Origin of the sequence: Streptomyces sp. NPDC089915 (genome assembly GCF_040684675.1) — a bacterium.
GTDB lineage: Bacteria > Actinomycetota > Actinomycetes > Streptomycetales > Streptomycetaceae > Streptomyces.
Map to the genome: position 1 here is coordinate 1 of NZ_JBFBGN010000133.1, position 18,086 is coordinate 18,086.

The 18,086-nt window shown below is 71.8% G+C and carries 20 protein-coding genes; 19 read left to right on the forward strand and 1 reads right to left on the reverse strand.

All coding sequences use genetic code 11. The features are described 5' to 3' along the window. Nucleotides 1-137: 137 nt before the first annotated feature. The 3 genes from AB0O29_RS28560 (at nt 138) to AB0O29_RS28570 (ending at nt 2,975) form a co-directional block, all read left to right on the forward strand. Entirely contained in the window at nt 138-749 is a 612-nt protein-coding gene (locus tag AB0O29_RS28560; RefSeq protein WP_365156931.1) for a vitamin K epoxide reductase family protein, read from the forward strand. Between the two features lie 41 nt (nt 750-790). Continuing rightward, nucleotides 791-2,146, forward strand: a complete 1,356-nt coding sequence (locus tag AB0O29_RS28565; protein ID WP_365156934.1) for a replication-associated recombination protein A — start codon at nt 791-793, stop codon at nt 2,144-2,146. Nucleotides 2,147-2,285: 139 nt separating this feature from the next. Continuing rightward, a complete protein-coding gene (locus AB0O29_RS28570; protein ID WP_365156937.1) occupies nt 2,286-2,975 on the forward strand; it encodes an HNH endonuclease family protein in 690 nt (229 codons plus the stop codon). Here the strand turns inward: AB0O29_RS28570 and AB0O29_RS28575 are convergent. Continuing rightward, nucleotides 2,969-3,898, reverse strand: a complete 930-nt coding sequence (locus tag AB0O29_RS28575) for a DUF2470 domain-containing protein (RefSeq protein WP_365156941.1) — start codon at nt 3,896-3,898, stop codon at nt 2,969-2,971. The genes AB0O29_RS28570 and AB0O29_RS28575 overlap by 7 nt on opposite strands. A 55-nt stretch (nt 3,899-3,953) precedes the next feature. On the opposite strand from AB0O29_RS28575, the gene rpsD reads away from it, so the two are divergent. From rpsD to nusB, 16 genes are all read left to right on the forward strand, one after another. Further along, nucleotides 3,954-4,565 carry a 30S ribosomal protein S4 gene (rpsD, locus tag AB0O29_RS28580; protein WP_365156943.1) on the forward strand — a complete coding sequence of 204 codons (612 nt, stop codon included), beginning with the start codon at nt 3,954-3,956 and terminating at the stop codon, nt 4,563-4,565. A 191-nt stretch (nt 4,566-4,756) separates the two neighbouring features. Next, nucleotides 4,757-5,185: a DUF948 domain-containing protein gene (locus AB0O29_RS28585; RefSeq protein ID WP_365156946.1), complete on the forward strand. Its 429-nt coding sequence runs from the start codon at nt 4,757-4,759 to the stop codon at nt 5,183-5,185. Nucleotides 5,186-5,193: 8 nt separating this feature from the next. Then, nucleotides 5,194-5,547, forward strand: coding sequence for a DUF6167 family protein (locus AB0O29_RS28590; protein ID WP_365156949.1), 354 nt, complete (start codon nt 5,194-5,196; stop codon nt 5,545-5,547). Continuing rightward, nucleotides 5,547-8,216 carry an alanine--tRNA ligase gene (gene alaS, locus AB0O29_RS28595; RefSeq protein ID WP_365156952.1) on the forward strand — a complete coding sequence of 890 codons (2,670 nt, stop codon included), beginning with the start codon at nt 5,547-5,549 and terminating at the stop codon, nt 8,214-8,216. Before AB0O29_RS28590 ends, alaS begins: the two co-directional genes overlap by 1 nt. Before the next feature lie 2 nt (nt 8,217-8,218). After that, entirely contained in the window at nt 8,219-8,689 is a 471-nt protein-coding gene (ruvX, locus tag AB0O29_RS28600; protein WP_344159378.1) for a Holliday junction resolvase RuvX, read from the forward strand. Between the two features lie 129 nt (nt 8,690-8,818). Beyond that, entirely contained in the window at nt 8,819-10,561 is a 1,743-nt protein-coding gene (mltG, locus tag AB0O29_RS28605) for an endolytic transglycosylase MltG (RefSeq protein WP_365156956.1), read from the forward strand. Between the two features lie 6 nt (nt 10,562-10,567). Further along, nucleotides 10,568-11,392 (forward strand): shikimate dehydrogenase, encoded by an 825-nt coding sequence (locus AB0O29_RS28610; RefSeq protein ID WP_365156959.1) that lies wholly within the window; start codon nt 10,568-10,570, stop codon nt 11,390-11,392. Between the two features lie 37 nt (nt 11,393-11,429). Next, a complete protein-coding gene (locus tag AB0O29_RS28615) occupies nt 11,430-11,621 on the forward strand; it encodes a hypothetical protein (RefSeq protein ID WP_365156962.1) in 192 nt (63 codons plus the stop codon). 114 nt (nt 11,622-11,735) lie between these two features. Beyond that, nucleotides 11,736-12,920 carry a chorismate synthase gene (gene aroC, locus AB0O29_RS28620; RefSeq protein WP_365156964.1) on the forward strand — a complete coding sequence of 395 codons (1,185 nt, stop codon included), beginning with the start codon at nt 11,736-11,738 and terminating at the stop codon, nt 12,918-12,920. Next, nucleotides 12,917-13,435 carry a shikimate kinase gene (locus AB0O29_RS28625; RefSeq protein ID WP_365156967.1) on the forward strand — a complete coding sequence of 173 codons (519 nt, stop codon included), beginning with the start codon at nt 12,917-12,919 and terminating at the stop codon, nt 13,433-13,435. Before aroC ends, AB0O29_RS28625 begins: the two co-directional genes overlap by 4 nt. Next, nucleotides 13,432-14,523, forward strand: coding sequence for a 3-dehydroquinate synthase (gene aroB, locus AB0O29_RS28630; RefSeq protein WP_365156969.1), 1,092 nt, complete (start codon nt 13,432-13,434; stop codon nt 14,521-14,523). Before AB0O29_RS28625 ends, aroB begins: the two co-directional genes overlap by 4 nt. After that, nucleotides 14,520-14,960 (forward strand): type II 3-dehydroquinate dehydratase, encoded by a 441-nt coding sequence (aroQ, locus tag AB0O29_RS28635; protein WP_365156972.1) that lies wholly within the window; start codon nt 14,520-14,522, stop codon nt 14,958-14,960. The genes aroB and aroQ overlap by 4 nt, the downstream gene beginning before the upstream one ends. Nucleotides 14,961-15,006: 46 nt before the next feature. Then, nucleotides 15,007-15,741, forward strand: coding sequence for an AAA family ATPase (locus tag AB0O29_RS28640; RefSeq protein WP_365156975.1), 735 nt, complete (start codon nt 15,007-15,009; stop codon nt 15,739-15,741). Nucleotides 15,742-15,844: 103 nt separating this feature from the next. After that, complete coding sequence (locus AB0O29_RS28645; RefSeq protein WP_365156978.1) at nt 15,845-16,951, forward strand: aminopeptidase P family protein; 1,107 nt, start codon at nt 15,845-15,847, stop codon at nt 16,949-16,951. A 59-nt stretch (nt 16,952-17,010) separates the two neighbouring features. After that, nucleotides 17,011-17,577 (forward strand): elongation factor P, encoded by a 567-nt coding sequence (efp, locus tag AB0O29_RS28650; protein ID WP_125817770.1) that lies wholly within the window; start codon nt 17,011-17,013, stop codon nt 17,575-17,577. 2 nt (nt 17,578-17,579) lie between these two features. Then, nucleotides 17,580-18,014 (forward strand): transcription antitermination factor NusB, encoded by a 435-nt coding sequence (gene nusB, locus AB0O29_RS28655; protein WP_045947840.1) that lies wholly within the window; start codon nt 17,580-17,582, stop codon nt 18,012-18,014. Nucleotides 18,015-18,086 lie beyond the last annotated feature (72 nt).

An 18,086-nucleotide genomic window follows, 5' to 3' on the forward strand; every position in this document is an offset into this window, starting at 1 on the left:
CGGGGGAGTGCTCCCCCGGCCCGCCCCCGGCGCCTTTCCACCGTCCTTATACCGATCGAACGGAAGGCGGCCCCCCGGGTACGGCACAATGGCCCGTGCTTGATGACCTTGCCGATGTGTGATGTGGAGCGGGCGGGATGACGACGACGGCTGGCGCGGAGACCTCTCCGCGGACCTACGGCGGCAGCCGGGCGCTGGCCCTGCTGCTGGTCATCACCGGAGCGGCGGCCCTGGTCGCCGCCTGGGTGATCACCATCGACAAGTTCAAGCTGCTGGAGGACCCGAACTTCACGCCGGGCTGCAGCCTGAACCCGGTCGTCTCCTGCGGCAACATCATGAAGAGCGAGCAGGCCTCCGCCTTCGGGTTCCCCAACCCGATGCTGGGCCTCGTCGCCTACGGCATCGTCGTCTGCGTCGGCATGAGCCTGCTCGCCGGGGCCCGCTTCGGCCGCTGGTACTGGCTCACCCTGAACGCCGGCATGCTCTTCGGCGTCGGGTTCTGCACCTGGCTGATGTACCAGTCGCTGTACAACATCAACTCCCTGTGCCTGTGGTGCTGCCTGGCCTGGGTCTGCACGATCCTGATGTTCTGGTACGTCACCTCGCACAACGTCCGCCAGGGCCTGCTGCCCGCCCCCGGCTGGCTGCGCGGCTTCCTGGACGAGTTCACCTGGGTGCTGCCCGTCCTGCACATCGGGATCATCGGGATGCTGATCCTGACCCGCTGGTGGGACTTCTGGACCTCCTGAGCCCGGCCGGGACTGTCGGTCCCCTCGCTTAGGCTCTGGGTGTGGAACCAGATCTCTTCACCGCCGCCGCCGAGGAACGCCAGGAGAAGGACCCGGCCAGTTCCCCACTGGCCGTCCGGATGCGCCCGCGCACCCTGGACGAGGTGGTCGGCCAGCAGCACCTGCTGAAGCCGGGCTCACCGCTGCGCCGACTGGTGGGGGAGGGCGCCGGAGGACCGGCCGGAGCCTCGTCGGTGATCCTCTGGGGGCCGCCGGGGATCGGCAAGACCACCCTCGCGTACGTGGTCAGCCAGGCCACCCAGAAGCGGTTCGTCGAACTGTCGGCGATCACTGCGGGGGTCAAGGAGGTCCGGGCCGTCATCGAGGGCGCCAAGCGCGCCGCCGGCGGCTACGGCAAGGAGACCGTCCTCTTCCTCGACGAGATCCACCGCTTCAGCAAGGCCCAGCAGGACTCCCTGCTGCCGGCCGTGGAGAACCGCTGGGTCACCCTGATCGCGGCGACCACGGAGAACCCGTACTTCTCGATCATCTCCCCGCTGCTCTCGCGCTCCCTGCTGCTGACGCTGGAGCCGCTGACCGACGGCGACCTGAGCGGGCTGCTGCGGCGGGCCCTGGAGGAGGAGCGGGGGCTGGGCGGCGCGGTCTCGCTGCCCGCCGACGCGGAGGCGCACCTGCTGCGGATCGCCGGGGGCGACGCCCGCCGCGCGCTGACCGCGCTGGAGGCGGGGGCCGGGTCGGCCATCGCCAAGGGGGAGGGGGAGATCACCCTCCAGACGCTGGAGGAGGCCGTCGACCGGGCGGCGGTCCGCTACGACCGGGACGGCGACCAGCACTACGACGTGGCCAGCGCCCTGATCAAGTCGATCCGGGGCTCCGACGTGGACGCCGCGCTGCACTACCTGGCCCGGATGATCGAGGCCGGCGAGGACCCCCGGTTCATCGCGCGGCGGCTGATGATCTCGGCGAGCGAGGACATCGGCCTGGCGGACCCCACCGCCCTGCCGCTGGCGGTGGCGGCGGCCCAGGCGGTGGCGATGATCGGCTTCCCGGAGGCCGCGCTCACCCTCTCGCACGCCACGATCGCGCTGGCGCTGGCCCCGAAGTCGAACACCGCGACGACGGCGATCGGCGCGGCGCTGGCGGACGTACGGGCGGGTCTGGCCGGGTCGGTGCCGGCGCACCTGCGCGACGGGCACTACAAGGGCGCGGCCAAGCTGGGGCACGCGGTCGGGTACGTGTACCCGCACGACGTGCCGGGCGCCATCGCCGCGCAGCAGTACGCGCCGGACGAGATCCACGGCAAGCGGTACTACGAGCCGACGCGCTACGGGGCGGAAGCCCGCTACGCGGACGTGGTGGAGAAGGTCCGCGAGCGGCTGCGCGGAGCGGGGCAGTGAAGAGCCCCGCCGGCGTTTGAGGCGCGGGGGTCCGGGGCGGAGCCCCGGGGAACGGTGGAAGGGCGGGTAGGGGAGCGCTCCGCGCAGCGGTGGCCGTGTCGGCCCGGCCGGGTGCCGGGAGCGGCCTACGCTCCGGGCCATGGGATCTCGGGTGGCCGTCCTTGCCGTGGCGGCGGCACTGCTGGTCAGCGGATGCCACCGCGGCCCCGCCGCACCCCCGCCACCCCCCGTCCCGCTCGTCGGCAAGGGCTTCCCCCCGGACGCGGCCACGGCCAGGGCGGAGCTCAAGGGGCTGAGGGTCGAGTGGGGCCGGAACTGGGAGACGTACGAGAGGGACGCCTTCGGCCGGTACTGGTCGGATGACACCGACGCCGTCGGCGGCCGCAACGGCTGCGACACCCGGGACGACGTGCTGCGGCGGGACCTGGCCGAGCTGCGCGAGGGGGACCGCAACCCCTGCGTGGTGGTCTCCGGCGTGCTGCACGACCCGTACACCGGCAAGGAGCTCCCGTACTCCTACCGCCGGGCCTCCCAGATCGAGACCGACCACGTCGTCGCGCTCGGTGCGGCATGGCGCGCCGGCGCGTACGCGTGGACGCCCGCGCGCCGGCTGGAGTACGCCAACGACCTCGACGTGCTGCTCGCCGTGGACAAGCAGACCAACCAGGACAAGGGCAGCCGGACCGCCGACAAGTGGCGGCCGCCCCGGCAGGCGTACTGGTGCGAGTACGCGCGCCGCTACACCGGCATCAAGGCCAAGTACGCCCTCTCCGTCACCCCGCCGGAGAAGACGGCGCTGGAGGAGCTGCTCGGCACCTGCCCTCAGTGAGCGGCCGCCGCGAACAGGGAGCGCATGGCCCGGCGCAGGCCGCACACGTCCGCGACCGGCTCGGGGAAGTCGAAGCGGGCGTCGAAGGCGGCCGGGCCGGGCCCGCGGGTGAAGCGGACGCGCAGCCCGAGCCGGTCAAGGGCCAGCGGGACGGGGGTCAGCCCGGCCGCCTGCCGGGAGCCCAGCAGCCCGCACAGGGCGGCGAGCCGCTCGGGGTGGACGGAGGCCAGGTGCTGGAGGAGCTCCGCCTCGTGGGCCGTCATCGGGTCGGGTTCGGCGGCCGCCAGCTCCTCCGGGTCCACCCGCTCGGCGCCCCACAGGTCGTCCACGGAGATCTCGCCGACCTCCAGGCGCAGCAGCATCCAGGCCGGGCGCCCGGTGTAGGGGGCGTCGTCGGCGTCGAGGGACTCCGTCAGCCCGAGCAGCCCGCCCACCGGGTGGCGCTCGGCCATGAGTGCGGCGCAGGGGGCGCGGTCGTCCCCGCGGACCGGGGTCAGCCACCCGGCGAGGCGGGCGCGGCCCCGTATACGATGGGGGACGGACACCGGCGCCACGTCCGTGATCTCGATCACGGCGGGGAGGTCGTCGTCCTGGGCGTGAGCGGCGGCCCTGGCCGCCGCGGATTCACCTGGCACAAGGAGAATCACGTCCCCGTCCGGGGTGACGGTCCGAGCGGCCGGCGCCCCTGTCCCGCACTCTCCCTGGTCACGGGTCCACACCTGGTCACGAGCACCCGGCAGCGTGAGGGATACTGAGGCGTTGGACTCTACGAGGGTTCGTACGCGTTCGGCTCCGGTGAGCTGCCGAACGCCTTCCCTGGGACGCGGCTGACCTTGCTTATCGTCGTCGAAAGCGGATTCCGTTTCGTTGGAATCCGAACTGCGATGCGCACTGGGCAGGGGGATCCCATGTGGTCGAGACATTACGTCCTCCTCGATAAGGTAAGCCTCACCTAACTTACATGGAGGTAGGTTCCCCGTGAACCAGAAGCGACCCAAGGTCAAGAAGTCTCGCGCTCTCGGCATCGCCCTGACGCCGAAGGCCGTCAAGTACTTCGAGGCCCGCCCCTACCCGCCGGGCGAGCACGGCCGTGGCCGCAAGCAGAACTCGGACTACAAGGTCCGTCTGCTCGAGAAGCAGCGTCTGCGCGCCCAGTACGACATCTCCGAGCGCCAGATGGCCCGCGCGTACGACCGCGCGAAGAAGGCCGAGGGCAAGACGGGCGAGGCGCTGGTCGTCGAGCTTGAGCGTCGCCTGGACGCCCTGGTCCTGCGTGCCGGCGTCGCCCGCACCATCTACCAGGCCCGCCAGATGGTCGTCCACGGCCACATCGAGGTCAACGGTGGCAAGGTCGACAAGCCGTCGTTCCGCGTGCGTCCCGACGACGTCATCACGGTTCGCGAGCGCAGCCGCGAGAAGCACCCCTTCCAGGTCGCCCGCGAGGGTGGCTACGCCGGTGAGGGTGAGACCCCGCGTTACCTGCAGGTCAACCTGAAGGCCCTGGCCTTCCGCCTCGACCGCGACCCGAACCGCAAGGAAATCCCGGTCATCTGCGACGAGCAGCTCGTCGTCGAGTACTACGCCCGCTGATCCAGCGGCCGTAGCCACTCACAGGCTGGTCCGGCCCGCCGTCCCCTCCGGGGGGCGGCGGGCTTTGCCGTATCCGCCGGAGCCGCACCGGAATCCGGTACTGCGGCGGATCTCCGGCGCGATAGGGTCGGAGCAGACTCATCCAGCAGACTTAACCCGTCGGGTTTCCAGATTTCAGGAAGCGGTGCAACGTGTCCGGTGGAGAGGTGGCCGGGATCATCGTGGCCGTCTTCTGGGCCATCCTGGTCTCCTTCCTCGCGGTGGCGCTGGCCAGGCTCGCCCAGGTGCTCAAGGCCACCACCAAGCTCGTGGCCGAGGTCACCGAGCAGGCCGTCCCGCTGCTCGCCGACGCCTCCACGACCGTCCGCTCCGCGCGCACCCAGCTCGACCGGGTCGACGCCATCGCGAGCGACGTCCAGGAGGTCACCTCCAACGCCTCCGCGCTGTCCTCCACCGTCGCCTCCACCTTCGGCGGCCCGCTCGTCAAGGTCGCGGCCTTCGGCTACGGGGTGCGCAAGGCCATGGGCAGGAGCGACGCCGGAACCGAGCGCACCCCCCGGCGCACCGTGATCGTCGGCCGTACGGTGCCGGATCCGCGGCGCCGCAAGAAGAAGGGCTGAGACCTCCGATGTTCCGCCGAGCCTTCTGGTTCACCGCCGGCGCCGCCGCCGGCGTCTGGGCCACCACCAAGGTCAACCGCCAGCTGAAGAAGCTGACGCCGGAGAGCCTCGCGGCCCAGGCGGCCGACAAGGCCGTGGAGGCGGGCCACCGCCTCAAGGACTTCGCCCTCGACGTCAAGGCGGGGATGACGCAGCGCGAGGACGAGCTGAACGACGCCCTGGGCCTGACCCAGGACCCCGACCGGCCCGACAACGTCACCGCCCTCCCCGGGCCGCGGCGGCTGCGGGCCATCGCGAACGACACCACCACACGCCGTCCGAACCACTCGGCGGTCACGTACAACCGGAATGAGGACCACTGATGGAGTCGGCTGAAATCCGCCGCCGCTGGCTGAGCTTCTTCGAGGAGCGCGGTCACACCGTTGTCCCTTCGGCGTCGCTCATCGCGGACGACCCGACTCTGCTGCTGGTGCCCGCGGGCATGGTCCCGTTCAAGCCCTACTTCCTGGGTGAGACCAAGCCGCCCGCGCCCACGCTGACCAGCGTGCAGAAGTGCGTCCGCACGCCGGACATCGAAGAGGTCGGCAAGACCACCCGCCACGGCACGTTCTTCCAGATGTGCGGCAACTTCTCCTTCGGGGACTACTTCAAGGAAGGCGCCATCAAGTACGCCTGGGAGCTGCTGACCGGCTCCGTGGCGGACGGCGGCTACGGCCTGGAGCCCGAGAAGCTCTGGATCACGGTCTACCTCGACGACGACGAGGCCGAACAGATCTGGCGCGACGTGATCGGCGTCCCCGCCGAGCGGATCCAGCGCCTGGGCAAGAAGGACAACTTCTGGTCCATGGGCGTCCCCGGCCCCTGCGGCCCCTGCTCCGAGATCAACTACGACCGCGGCCCCGAGTTCGGCGTCGAGGGCGGCCCGGCCGTCAACGACGAGCGGTACGTGGAGATCTGGAACCTCGTCTTCATGCAGTACGAGCGCGGCGCCGGCGACGGGAAGGAGGACTTCCCGATCCTCGGCGACCTGCCGTCGAAGAACATCGACACCGGCCTCGGCCTCGAACGCCTCGCGATGATCCTGCAGGGCGTGCAGAACATGTACGAGACCGACACCCTGCGCGTGGTCATGGACAAGGCCACCGAGCTGACCGGCGTGCAGTACGGCGCCGCGCAGCACACGGACGTCTCCCTGCGCGTGGTCGCCGACCACATCCGCACCTCGACCATGCTCATCGGCGACGGGGTCACCCCCGGCAACGAGGGCCGCGGCTACGTGCTGCGCCGCATCATGCGCCGCGCCATCCGCAACATGCGCCTCATGGGCGCCACCGGCCCGGTCGTCCAGGACCTGATCAACGTGGTCGTCGAGACGATGGGGCAGCAGTACCCGGAGCTCGTCACCGACCGCAAGCGCATCGAGACCGTCGCCATCGCCGAGGAAGCCGCCTTCCTCAAGGCCATCAAGGGCGGCACGAACATCCTCGACACCGCCGTGACCGAGACCAAGGCCGGCGGCGGCACCGTCCTCTCCGGCGACAAGGCGTTCCTGCTCCACGACACCTGGGGCTTCCCGATCGACCTCACCCTGGAGATGGCCGCCGAACAGGGCCTCTCCGTGGACGAGACCGGCTTCCGCCGCCTGATGCAGGAGCAGCGCGACCGCGCCAAGGCCGACGCCAAGGCCAAGAAGACCGGCCACGCGGACATGTCCGCCTACCGGGACATCGCCGACGGCTCCGGCGCCACCGAGTTCACCGGCTACGCCACCAACCAGGGCGAGGCCACCATCGTCGGCCTCCTGGTCAACGGCGTCTCCGCGCCCGCCGCCTCCGAGGGCGACGAGGTCGAGGTCGTCCTCGACCGCACCCCCTTCTACGCCGAGGGCGGCGGCCAGCTCGCCGACCAGGGCCGCATCAAGCTCGACACCGGTGCCGTCATCGAGGTCCGCGACGTCCAGCAGCCCGTCCCGGGCGTCTCCGTCCACAAGGGCTCCGTCCAGGTCGGCGAGGTCACGGTCGGCGCCTCCGCGTACGCCGCGATCGACATCAAGCGCCGCCGGGCCATCGCCCGCGCCCACTCGGCCACCCACCTGACCCACCAGGCGCTGCGCGACGCCCTCGGCCCGACGGCCGCCCAGGCCGGCTCCGAGAACAGCCCCGGCCGCTTCCGCTTCGACTTCGGCTCCCCGAACGCCGTTCCCGGCACGGTCCTCACCGACGTCGAGCAGAAGATCAACGACGTGCTCTCCCGCGAGCTCGACGTCACCGCCGAGATCATGAGCATCGACGAGGCGAAGAAGCAGGGCGCCATCGCCGAGTTCGGCGAGAAGTACGGCGAGCGGGTCCGCGTCGTGACCATCGGCGACTTCTCCAAGGAGCTGTGCGGCGGCACGCACGTCGGCAACACCGCCCAGCTGGGCCTGGTGAAGCTGCTCGGCGAGTCCTCCATCGGCTCCGGCGTGCGCCGTGTCGAGGCCCTCGTCGGCGTGGACGCCTACAACTTCCTCGCCAAGGAGCACACGGTCGTCGCCCAGCTCCAGGAGCTGGTCAAGGGCCGTCCGGAGGAGCTGCCGGAGAAGATCGCCGCCATGCTCGGCAAGCTGAAGGACGCCGAGAAGGAGATCGAGAAGTTCCGCGCGGAGAAGGTCCTCCAGGCCGCCGCCGGCCTCGCCGCCGGCGCCCAGGACATCCGCGGCGTCGCCCTCGTCGTCGGCCAGGTGCCGGACGGCACGGGCGCCGACGACCTGCGCAAGCTGGTCCTCGACGTCCGCGGCCGCATCCCCGGCGACCGCCCGGCCGTCGTGGCGCTGTTCGCCGTGGCGAACGACCGCCCGCTGACCGTGATCGCCACCAACGAGGCGGCCCGCGAGCGCGGCCTCAAGGCCGGTGACCTGGTCCGCACCGCCGCCAAGACCCTCGGCGGCGGCGGTGGCGGCAAGCCGGACGTGGCCCAGGGCGGCGGCCAGAACCCGGCCGCCGTGCCGGAGGCCATCGCCGCGGTCGAACGCCTCGTCGTCGAGACGGCCTGACGATGAGTCTGCGCCGCGGCCGCCGTCTGGCCATCGATGTCGGAGACGCCCGGATCGGGGTCGCCTCGTGCGACCCCGACGGGGTGCTGGCCACGCCGGTGGAGACCGTCCCGGGCCGGGACGTCCCGGCCGCCCACCGGCGGCTGCGGCAGCTCGTCGCGGAGTACGAGCCCCTCGAAGTCGTCGTCGGCCTCCCCCGCTCGCTCAGCGGGCGGGAGGGGCCGGCCGCGGCCAAGGTACGTGCCTTCGCGAACGAACTGGCCAAGGGCATCAAGCCGGTGACGGTCCGCCTGGTCGACGAGCGGATGACCACGGTCACCGCGGCCCAGGGCCTGCGCGCCTCCGGGAAGAACGCGAAGAAGGGCAGGTCGGTCATCGACCAGGCCGCCGCCGTGGTCATCCTTCAGAACGCTCTTGAGACCGAACGGGTATCAGGTAATCCGCCTGGCGAGTGCGTCGAAGTGGTTGTCTGATCGCGGTACGGTAACGTTCCGCGCGATGAGACGGCATTCGAACAGCCGTCGCCCACCACTCAAGAGGCGGAACCGGGTGCCGCGGCCGATATGAGCCGGGGCTCTTCGTCTCGCGGCTCTAGGGGACCGATGACTGACTATGGCCGGGGCCACGGCTCCGAACCGTGGAACCCCCAGGACCCCCTCTACGGGGACCAGGGGTGGACCGCGCACCAGACGCAGCAGGGGCAGGTGCCCTATGGCGGTGACCCGCAGCAGCAGTACCAGCACCCCCTGGAGCCGCAGCAGCAGGACCTGACGTACCAGCAGCAGCCGCAGTACCAGCAGCAGTACTCCGAGCAGTATCCGCAGCAGCAGCCGCAGTACGCCGATCAGCAGGCGTACGCGGCGCAGCAGCACGCCCACGCCCAGGCCCTCGCGCAGCAGCAGCTCCAGCAGCAGCCGCTGTACGAGGGCCAGGGCCAGGGCCAGGGCTGGGACGGCGCCCACGAGCAGCAGTACATGGCCGCCGTGCAGACCGACCCCTACGCCGGCGCCGACCCTTACGCGCAGCAGTCCGCCGGGGCCTTCCCCGGCGAGGCCCCCGACCTCTACGCGACGCCGGACGCCTTCCCGCCGCCGCAGCCCCCGAACCTGCGCCACCTGGAGCCGGAACCGGAAGAGGAGGAGCCGGAGGAGTCCCCCCTGCCCGCGGGCGGCGGCGCGGACGACGACGAGCCCGTGGCCGGCGGCCGCCGGGCGGGCCGCGGCAAGGGCGGCAAGGCGGGCAAGAAGAAGCAGAAGAAGCGCAGCGGCACGGCCTGCCTGGTCGCCGCCGTGGTGATCCTCGGCGTCGTCGGCGGTGGCGGCTACTACGGCTACGGCTACCTGAAGGACCGGTTCGGCGCCACCGAGGACTTCGCGGGCGAGGGCACGGACGAGATCGTCGACGTCGAGATCCCCAAGAACGCGGGCCTCGGCCAGATGGGCCGCATCCTGAAGGAGGCCGGCGTGGTCGCCAGCGCCCAGTCCTTCGTGGACGCGGCGAACGCCAACCCCAAGGGCAAGTCGATCCAGCCGGGCGTCTACCCGATGAAGAAGAAGATGTCGGGTACGGCCGCCGTCGCCCTGATGATCGACCCGAGCAAGCTCGCGGTCGTCACCATCCCCGAGGGCGCGCGCAACGCCGACGTCTACAAGATGATCGACAAGAAGCTCGGCAAACCGGACGGCACCACCCGCGAGATCGCCTCGCGCGAGTCCAAGAACCTCGGCCTGCCGGCCTGGGCGGCCAACAACCCGAAGATCATGGACCCGCTCGAAGGCTTCCTGTACCCGATGCGGTACGACCTCAAGAAGGACAGCACGCCCGAGTCCCTGCTCAAGCAGATGGTCAAGAACGCCTCCGACAAGTACGCGGAGCTGGGCGTCGAGGCCAAGGCCAAGGAGCTCAACCTGGAGAACCCGCTCCAGGTGATCACCGTCGCGAGCCTCGTCAACGCCGAGGGCAAGAACCACGACGACTTCCGCAAGATGGCCGAGGTGGTCTACAACCGCCTCAAGAAGACCAACGACGTCACGAACCAGAAGCTCCAGTTCGACTCGACGTACAACTACGTCAAGGGCCAGAGCGAGATCAACTTCAACCTGAAGGAAGCCCAGGCCTTCGACCACCCGTACAACACGCACTTCGTCAAGGGCCTCCCGCCCGGTCCGATCGACAATCCCGGTCTGGACGCGCTGACCGCTACGCTCAACCCCGATCACGGCGGCTGGATGTTCTTCGTGTCGGTCGACGGCAACAAGACGACCTTCACGAAGACCTACGACGAGCACCTGAAGCTCGTCGCGGAGTTCCAGGAGCGTCAGGCGCAGAAGAAGAACGGCGGGTAGCAGGACATGTCACGGACACGGGCCGCGGTGCTGGGTTCTCCCATCGAGCACTCCCTCTCACCGGTACTGCACCGGGCGGCCTACCGGGAACTCGGCCTCGTCGACTGGTCCTACGACCGGTTCGAGATCGACGAGGCCGCGCTCCCGGGGTTCGTGGCGGACCTGGGCCCCGAGTGGGCCGGCTGCTCCCTGACGATGCCGCTCAAGCGGGCGGTCATCCCGCTGCTGGACGAGATCAGCGACACCGCCGCCTCGGTGGAGGCGGTCAACACCCTCGTCCTCACCGAGGACGGCCGCCGCGTCGGCGACAACACCGACATCCCCGGCATAGTCGCGGCCCTGCGCGAGCGGGGGGTCGACGAGGTGCCCGCCGCCGCCGTCCTCGGGGCGGGGGCCACCGCCTCCTCGGCGCTCGCGGCCCTCGCCCGGATCTGCACCGGCGAGATCACCGCGTACGTCCGCTCGTCGGCCCGGGCCGACGAGATGCGCCGCTGGGGCGAGCGGCTCGGCGTGGACGTCCGCACCGCCGACTGGTCCCGGGCCGCCGAGGCCCTCCACGCCCCGCTGGTGATCGCCACCACCCCGGCGGGCGCCACCGACGCACTCGCCGCCGCCGTACCCGCGGCCCCGGGCGCACTCTTCGACGTCCTGTACGAACCCTGGCCCACCGCCCTCGCGGCCGCCTGGTCCGGCCGCGGCGGCACCCTGCTCGGCGGGCTCGACCTCCTCGTGCACCAGGCCGTGCTCCAGGTCGAACAGATGACCGGCGCCGCCGCCGGGCCCCTGGCGGCCATGCGGGCCGCGGGAGAACGGGCCCTCGCCGCCCGATAGGCTTCCCACCTGCTGTTCTTCGGGGTGAGGGGGGCGTATGGACGCCATCGGGGCCGGCCAGGTACTGGCGTCGAAATGGGACGCCGCGTACGGCGTCTTCATGTTCGTGAAGGTGATGGCCGGCAGTCTGCCCTCCTGGATGAAGTGGGTCATCGGCTCGCTGCTGGCCGTCGTGGCCGTCTACGAGGGCTACCAGTGGTGGCGCCGCCGTGAGACGGCCGTCCGATAGCTGGACCGGATCACGGAGGAACCCCCGGGACGTGGGAGGATTCGGGTACCGGCGGTTGCGGTCCGCGCACCGGACTCGCCGTGGCAGTGCCAGGCGCGAGCATGAGGAGCATCGTTGAGCAGGTTGCGTTGGCTGACCGCAGGAGAGTCGCACGGACCGGCCCTGGTCGCGACGCTGGAGGGCCTTCCCGCCGGCGTCCCGGTCACCACCGAGCTGGTGGCCGACCACCTGGCCCGGCGCCGGCTCGGCTATGGACGCGGTGCCCGGATGAAGTTCGAGCAGGACGAGATCACCTTCCTCGGCGGCGTCCGCCACGGGCTCTCCCAGGGCTCCCCGATCGCCGTCATGGTCGGCAACACCGAGTGGCCCAAGTGGGAGACGGTCATGTCGGCCGACCCCGTGGACCCCTCGCTGCTCAAGGAGACCGGCCGCAACGCGCCGCTGACCCGTCCCCGCCCCGGCCACGCCGACCTCGCGGGCATGCAGAAGTACGGCTTCGACGAGGCCCGGCCGATCCTGGAGCGCGCCAGCGCCCGTGAGACCGCCGCCCGCGTCGCCCTCGGCGCCGTCGCCCGCTCCTTCATCAAGGAGGTCGCGGGCATCGAGATCGTCTCGCACGTGGTGGAACTGGCCGCGGCCAAGGCCCCCTACGGCGTCTACCCGACCCCCGCCGACGTCGAGAAGCTCGACGCCGACCCGGTGCGCTGCCTCGACGCCGACGCGTCGAAGGCGATGGTCGCGGAGATCGACCAGGCCCACAAGGACGGCGACACCCTCGGCGGCGTCGTCGAGGTCCTCGCCTACGGCGTGCCCGTCGGCCTCGGCTCCCACGTCCACTGGGACCGCCGCCTCGACGCCCGCCTCGCCGCGGCGCTCATGGGCATCCAGGCCATCAAGGGCGTCGAGGTCGGCGACGGCTTCGAGCTGGCCCGCGTGCCCGGCTCCAAGGCGCACGACGAGATCGTCTCCACCCCCGAGGGCCTCAAGCGCACCTCCGGCCGCTCCGGCGGCACCGAGGGCGGTCTGACCACCGGTGAGCTGCTGCGCGTCCGCGCCGCGATGAAGCCCATCGCGACCGTGCCGCGCGCCCTCGCCACCGTCGACGTGGCCACCGGCGAGGCGACGGTGGCGCACCACCAGCGCTCCGACGTCTGTGCCGTGCCCGCCGCGGGCATCGTCGCCGAGGCCATGGTCGCGCTCGTGCTGGCCGACGCGGTCGTCGAGAAGTTCGGCGGCGACTCCGTCCCCGAGACCCGGCGCAACGTGCGCTCCTACCTCGACAACCTGCACATCCGGTGACGGGCGGACCGCTCGTCGTCCTCGTCGGCCCCATGGGGTCCGGCAAGTCCACGGTGGGGGCGCTGCTCGCCGAGCGGCTCGGCGTCCCCTACCGGGACACGGACGCGGACATCGTCGCGGCCCAGGGCCGTGAGATCTCCGACATCTTCGTCGACGAGGGCGAGCCGCACTTCCGCGAGCTGGAGCGGCAGGCGGTCGCCACCGCCGTCGCCGAGCACGCGGGGGTCCTCGCCCTCGGCGGCGGCGCCGTCCTCGACCAGGGCACCCGCGCCCTGCTGGCCGGCCTGCCCGTGGCCTACCTGTCGATGGACGTCGAGGAGGCCGTGCGCCGCGTCGGCCTCGGCGCGGCCCGCCCGCTGCTGGCCGTCAACCCGCGCCGGCAGTGGCGCGAGCTGATGGAGGCCCGGCGCCACCTGTACACCGAAGTCGCGCGCGTCGTGGTGGCCACCGACGAACGCACCCCCGAAGAGGTCGCCCAGGCGATCCTCGACGCTCTGGAGTTGAAGGACGTATGACAGACCAGGTGACGCGCATCCAGGTCGGCGCCAGCGCCGGACACGACGCGTACGACGTGCTGGTCGGCCGGCAGCTGCTCGGCGAGCTGGGCGGCCTCATCGGAACCAAGGCCCAGCGGGTCGCGGTGATCCACCCCGAGGCCCTCGCGGAGACCGGCGAGGCGCTCCGCGCGGACCTGGCCGACCAGGGCTACGAGGCCGTCGCCATCCAGGTGCCCAACGCGGAGGAGGCCAAGACCGTCGAGGTGGCGGCATACTGCTGGAAGGCGCTGGGCCAGTCGAACTTCACCCGCACCGACGTGATCGTCGGCGTGGGCGGCGGCGCCACCACCGACCTGGCGGGCTTCGTCGCGGCCTCCTGGCTGCGCGGGGTGCGCTGGATCGCCGTCCCGACCACCGTCCTGGCTATGGTGGACGCGGCCGTCGGCGGCAAGACCGGCATCAACACCGCCGAGGGCAAGAACCTCGTCGGCGCCTTCCACCCGCCGGCCGGGGTGCTGTGCGACCTCGCCGCGCTGGACTCGCTGCCCGTGAACGACTACGTCAGCGGCCTCGCCGAGATCATCAAGGCCGGCTTCATCTCCGACCCGGTGATCCTCGACCTGATCGAGGAGGACCCGCAGGCCGCGCGCACGCCCGAGGGCCCGCACACGGCCGAGCTGATCGTCCGCTCCATCCAGGTCAAGGCCGACGTGGTCTCCAGCGACCTGAAGGAGTCGGGCCTGCGCGAGGTCCTCAACTACGGGCACACCCTCGCGCACGCCATCGAGAAGAACGAGCGCTACAAGTGGCGCCACGGCGCGGCCGTCTCCGTCGGCATGGTCTTCGCCGCCGAACTCGGCCGCCTGGCCGGGCGCCTGGACGACGCCACGGCCGACCGGCACAAGGCCGTGCTGGCCTCCGTCGGCCTGCCGCTCACCTACCGCGGCGACCAGTGGCCCAAGCTGCTCCAGACCATGCAGGTCGACAAGAAGTCCCGCGGCAACCTGCTGCGCTTCATCGTCCTCGACGGACTGGGCAAGCCGACCGTCCTGGAGGGCCCCGACCCGGCCCACCTGATCGCCGCGTACGGCGAGGTCTCGGCGTGAGCCGCCCCGTCCTGGTGCTGAACGGCCCGAACCTGGGCCGGCTCGGCTCCCGCGAGCCCGACGTCTACGGGGCCACCTCGTACGCCGGTCTGGTCGAGAGCTGCCGCACCCTGGGCGCCGAGCTCGGCTTCGACGTCGAGGTCCGCGAGACCAACGACGAGGGCGAACTCGTGCGCTGGCTGCACGAGGCGGCGGACGGCAGGATCCCGGTCGTCATCAACCCGGGCGCCTTCACGCACTACTCGTACGCCATGCGGGACGCGGCCGCGCAGCGCACCGCCCCGCTGATCGAGGTGCACATCTCCAACCCGTACGCCCGGGAGGAGTTCCGGCACACCTCGGTCATCGCGGCCGTGGCCACCGGCACCGTCGCGGGCTTCGGCCTGGGCTCCTACCGGCTGGCGCTGCGCGCGCTGGCCGAAGAGGTCACGGCCTGAGATAACGTTCTCGCATCAGTCGCCTGAACGAGACGGAGTGGCGAGGATGCAGCACGGAGTGGGGGGCTGGGGTCCGCCGGGACAGCACCCGGCGTCGCCCCCGCCACCGCCGATACCCCCCGCGCAGGGCTGGCCGGCGCCCGCGGTGCCCGAGGCGACGGGGCACATCCCGCTGCCCCCGGCCGTGCCCGCCCCGCCCGCTCCCCCCGCCGGGGGGACGGGCGGCGCCGTGCTCGCGGTGCTGCTCATCGGCCCGGCGGGGGCCGGCAAGACCACCGTGGCCCGGCACTGGGCGCAGACCCGCCCGGTGCCGACCGCCCACGTCAGCCTGGACGACGTCCGCGAATGGGTCCGCTCGGGCTTCGCCGACCCGCAGGCCGGCTGGAACGACCACTCCGAGGCCCAGTACCGCCTGGCCCGCCGCACCTGCGGCTTCGCCGCCCGCAACTTCCTGGCCAACGGGATCTCCTGCATCCTCGACGACGCCGTCTTCCCCGACCGGCCCGTGGTGGGCCTCGGCGGCTGGAAGCGGCACGTGGGCCCGGCCCTCCTCCCGGTGGTGCTGCTCCCCGGCCTGGAGATCGTGCTGGAGCGCAACGCCGCCCGGTCCGGGAACCGTCGGCTGTCCGACGAGGAAGTCGCCCGCATCCACGGCCGGATGGCCGGCTGGTACGGCTCCGGGCTGCCGATCATCGACAACTCCCACCTCGACGTGGAGGCCACCGCGCGCGCCCTGGACGAGGCGCTCGCCCGGGCCCTGGCGAGCCCGCCCCGCTGGTAGCGGCGCGGGGGAGGACCGGCGCCGGGCCGGGAGCGGGCCGGGGACGGCCCGTCCGGACGCGCTCGCCGGGCCGGATGCGCGGGTCGCTCGTAGGCTCGAAGACATGTCAGACGTGTACGCGGCCCGCAGGGGCCTGCTCCGCGAGCGCTGCGCCGCCGCGGGCAACTCCGCTGCCCTGATCACGCGTCCGGCGAACGTCCGCTACCTCGCCGGGGCGTCCCCGCTGGGCGCCGTCCTGCTGGTCGGGCCCGCCGACGACGAGCTGTTCTGCGCGGCCCCGCCCACCGGCGAGGCCGACGAGGGGCGGCTGGACGAGGGGCTGACGCTCAGCCTGCTGGGCGGGCCCGGGGCGGATCCGGCGGTGGCCGCGGCCGACCGCGCCGCCGCCGTGCGGGCGGACTCCCTCGCCGTCGAGGAACACCACCTCACGGTCGCCCGGCACCGCGCGGTGAGCTCCGTCGCCCCCCGGCTGCGGCTGGCCGCCCTGGGGGCCGCCGTGGAGCAGCAGCGGCTGGTCAAGGACGAGGAGGAGATCGCCTGCCTGCGGATCGCCGCCGAGATCGCCGACCAGGCCCTCGGCGAGCTGCTGGAGTCGATCCTGGTCGGGCGGACCGAACGCCATCTGGCGCTGGAGCTGGAGCGCCGGCTCGTCGACCACGGCGCGGACGGCCCCGCCTTCCCGACCTCCGTCGGCACGGGCCCGCACTCCGGCCGCTCCCGGCACCGGCCCTCGGACCGGCGGGTGGAGGAGGGCGACTTCCTCTCCGTCTGCCTCGGCGCCAACTACCGGGGCTACCGCTGCGAGATCGGCCGCACCTTCGTGATCGGCACCACTCCGGCCGACTGGCAGATCGAGCTGTACGACCTCGTGTTCGCCGCCCAGCGGGCCGGCCGGGAGGCGCTGCTGCCCGGTGCCGCGTACCGGGACGTGGACCACGCGGCACGGTCCGTACTGGACTCGGCGGGGCACGGTGAGGCGCTCGCCGGGTGCATGGGACACGGGGTCGGCCTCGAAATCGACGAGGACCCGCAGCTTGCACCTACGGCAATGGGTAAACTGGACGCTTGCGTGCCGGTCACCGTCGAACCGGGGGTTCACCTCCCCGGCCGGGGAGGTGTCCGGATCGATGACACGCTCGTCGTGCGCCCCGAGGCGGACGGCGGTCCCGAGCTACTCACCATTACGACCAAGGAGCTGCTCGCACTGTAGTCCGCTGAGCCGGGCCGTGTGCGCCTCCCTGGTCTTCCAGTGCAGGAGATTCCGCAACCGTGGCTTCCACGAACGACCTCAAGAACGGCATGGTGCTCAAGCTCGACGGTGACCAGCTCTGGTCCGTCGTCGAGTTCCAGCACGTCAAGCCCGGCAAGGGCCCGGCCTTCGTGCGCACCAAGCTCAAGCACGTGCTCTCCGGCAAGGTCGTCGACAAGACCTTCAACGCCGGCACGAAGGTCGACACCGCCACGATCGACCGCCGTGACATGCAGTTCTCGTACATGGACGGCGACTACTTCGTCTTCATGGACATGAGCACCTACGACCAGCTGATGGTCGACCGCAAGGCCGTCGGCGACGCCGCCAACTTCCTCATCGAGGGCTTCACCGCCTCCGTGGCCCAGCACGAGGGCGAGGTGCTCTACGTCGAGCTCCCGGCCGCCGTCGAGCTCACCATCGAGCACACCGACCCGGGCGTCCAGGGCGACCGCTCCACCGGCGGCACCAAGCCCGCCCGCCTGGAGACCGGCCACGAGATCCAGGTCCCGCTCTTCGTCACCACCGGCGAGAAGATCAAGGTCGACACCCGCACCAGCGCCTACCTCGGCCGGGTGAACAGCTAACCGTGGCTGCCCGGAGCAACGCGCGCAAGCGCGCCTTCCAGATCCTCTTCGAGGCCGACCAGCGCGACGTTCCCGTGCGCGAGGTCCTCGCGGACTGGATCCGCCACGCGAACGCGGACGTCCGGCAGCCGCCGGTCAACGCCTTCACGATGGACCTCGTCGAGGGGTACGCCGAGAAGGTGAACCGCATCGACGACCTGATCGTCACCTACGCCGTGGACTGGGAGCTCGACCGCATGCCGGTCGCCGACCGGAACATCCTGCGGCTGGGCGCCTACGAGCTGATCTGGGTCGACGAGACCCCGGACGCCGTGGCGATCGACGAGGCGGTGCAGCTGGCGAAGGAGTTCTCCACGGACGACTCCCCGGCCTTCGTCAACGGCCTGCTGGCCCGCTTCAAGGACCTGAAGCCCAGCCTGCGCCGCGGCGAGGGCTGACGCGCGCACCGCGCACACACGGAAGATGACGGGCTGGCCGGCGTGGTTCGGGGCGGGCCAGCGACACCGCCC

Excerpts from the sequence above, each read along its gene's own strand:
- AB0O29_RS28560 (WP_365156931.1), top strand. The coding sequence starts at position 138 with ATGACGACGACGGCTGGCGCGGAGACCTCTCCGCGGACCTACGGCGGC.
- AB0O29_RS28570 (WP_365156937.1), top strand. The coding sequence starts at position 2,286 with ATGGGATCTCGGGTGGCCGTCCTTGCCGTGGCGGCGGCACTGCTGGTC.
- AB0O29_RS28575 (WP_365156941.1), bottom strand. The coding sequence starts at position 3,898 with ATGTCTCGACCACATGGGATCCCCCTGCCCAGTGCGCATCGCAGTTCG.
- AB0O29_RS28590 (WP_365156949.1), top strand. The coding sequence starts at position 5,194 with ATGTTCCGCCGAGCCTTCTGGTTCACCGCCGGCGCCGCCGCCGGCGTC.
- alaS (WP_365156952.1), top strand. The coding sequence starts at position 5,547 with ATGGAGTCGGCTGAAATCCGCCGCCGCTGGCTGAGCTTCTTCGAGGAG.
- ruvX (WP_344159378.1), top strand. The coding sequence starts at position 8,219 with ATGAGTCTGCGCCGCGGCCGCCGTCTGGCCATCGATGTCGGAGACGCC.
- mltG (WP_365156956.1), top strand. The coding sequence starts at position 8,819 with ATGACTGACTATGGCCGGGGCCACGGCTCCGAACCGTGGAACCCCCAG.
- AB0O29_RS28610 (WP_365156959.1), top strand. The coding sequence starts at position 10,568 with ATGTCACGGACACGGGCCGCGGTGCTGGGTTCTCCCATCGAGCACTCC.
- AB0O29_RS28615 (WP_365156962.1), top strand. The coding sequence starts at position 11,430 with ATGGACGCCATCGGGGCCGGCCAGGTACTGGCGTCGAAATGGGACGCC.
- aroB (WP_365156969.1), top strand. The coding sequence starts at position 13,432 with ATGACAGACCAGGTGACGCGCATCCAGGTCGGCGCCAGCGCCGGACAC.
- AB0O29_RS28640 (WP_365156975.1), top strand. The coding sequence starts at position 15,007 with ATGCAGCACGGAGTGGGGGGCTGGGGTCCGCCGGGACAGCACCCGGCG.
- AB0O29_RS28645 (WP_365156978.1), top strand. The coding sequence starts at position 15,845 with ATGTCAGACGTGTACGCGGCCCGCAGGGGCCTGCTCCGCGAGCGCTGC.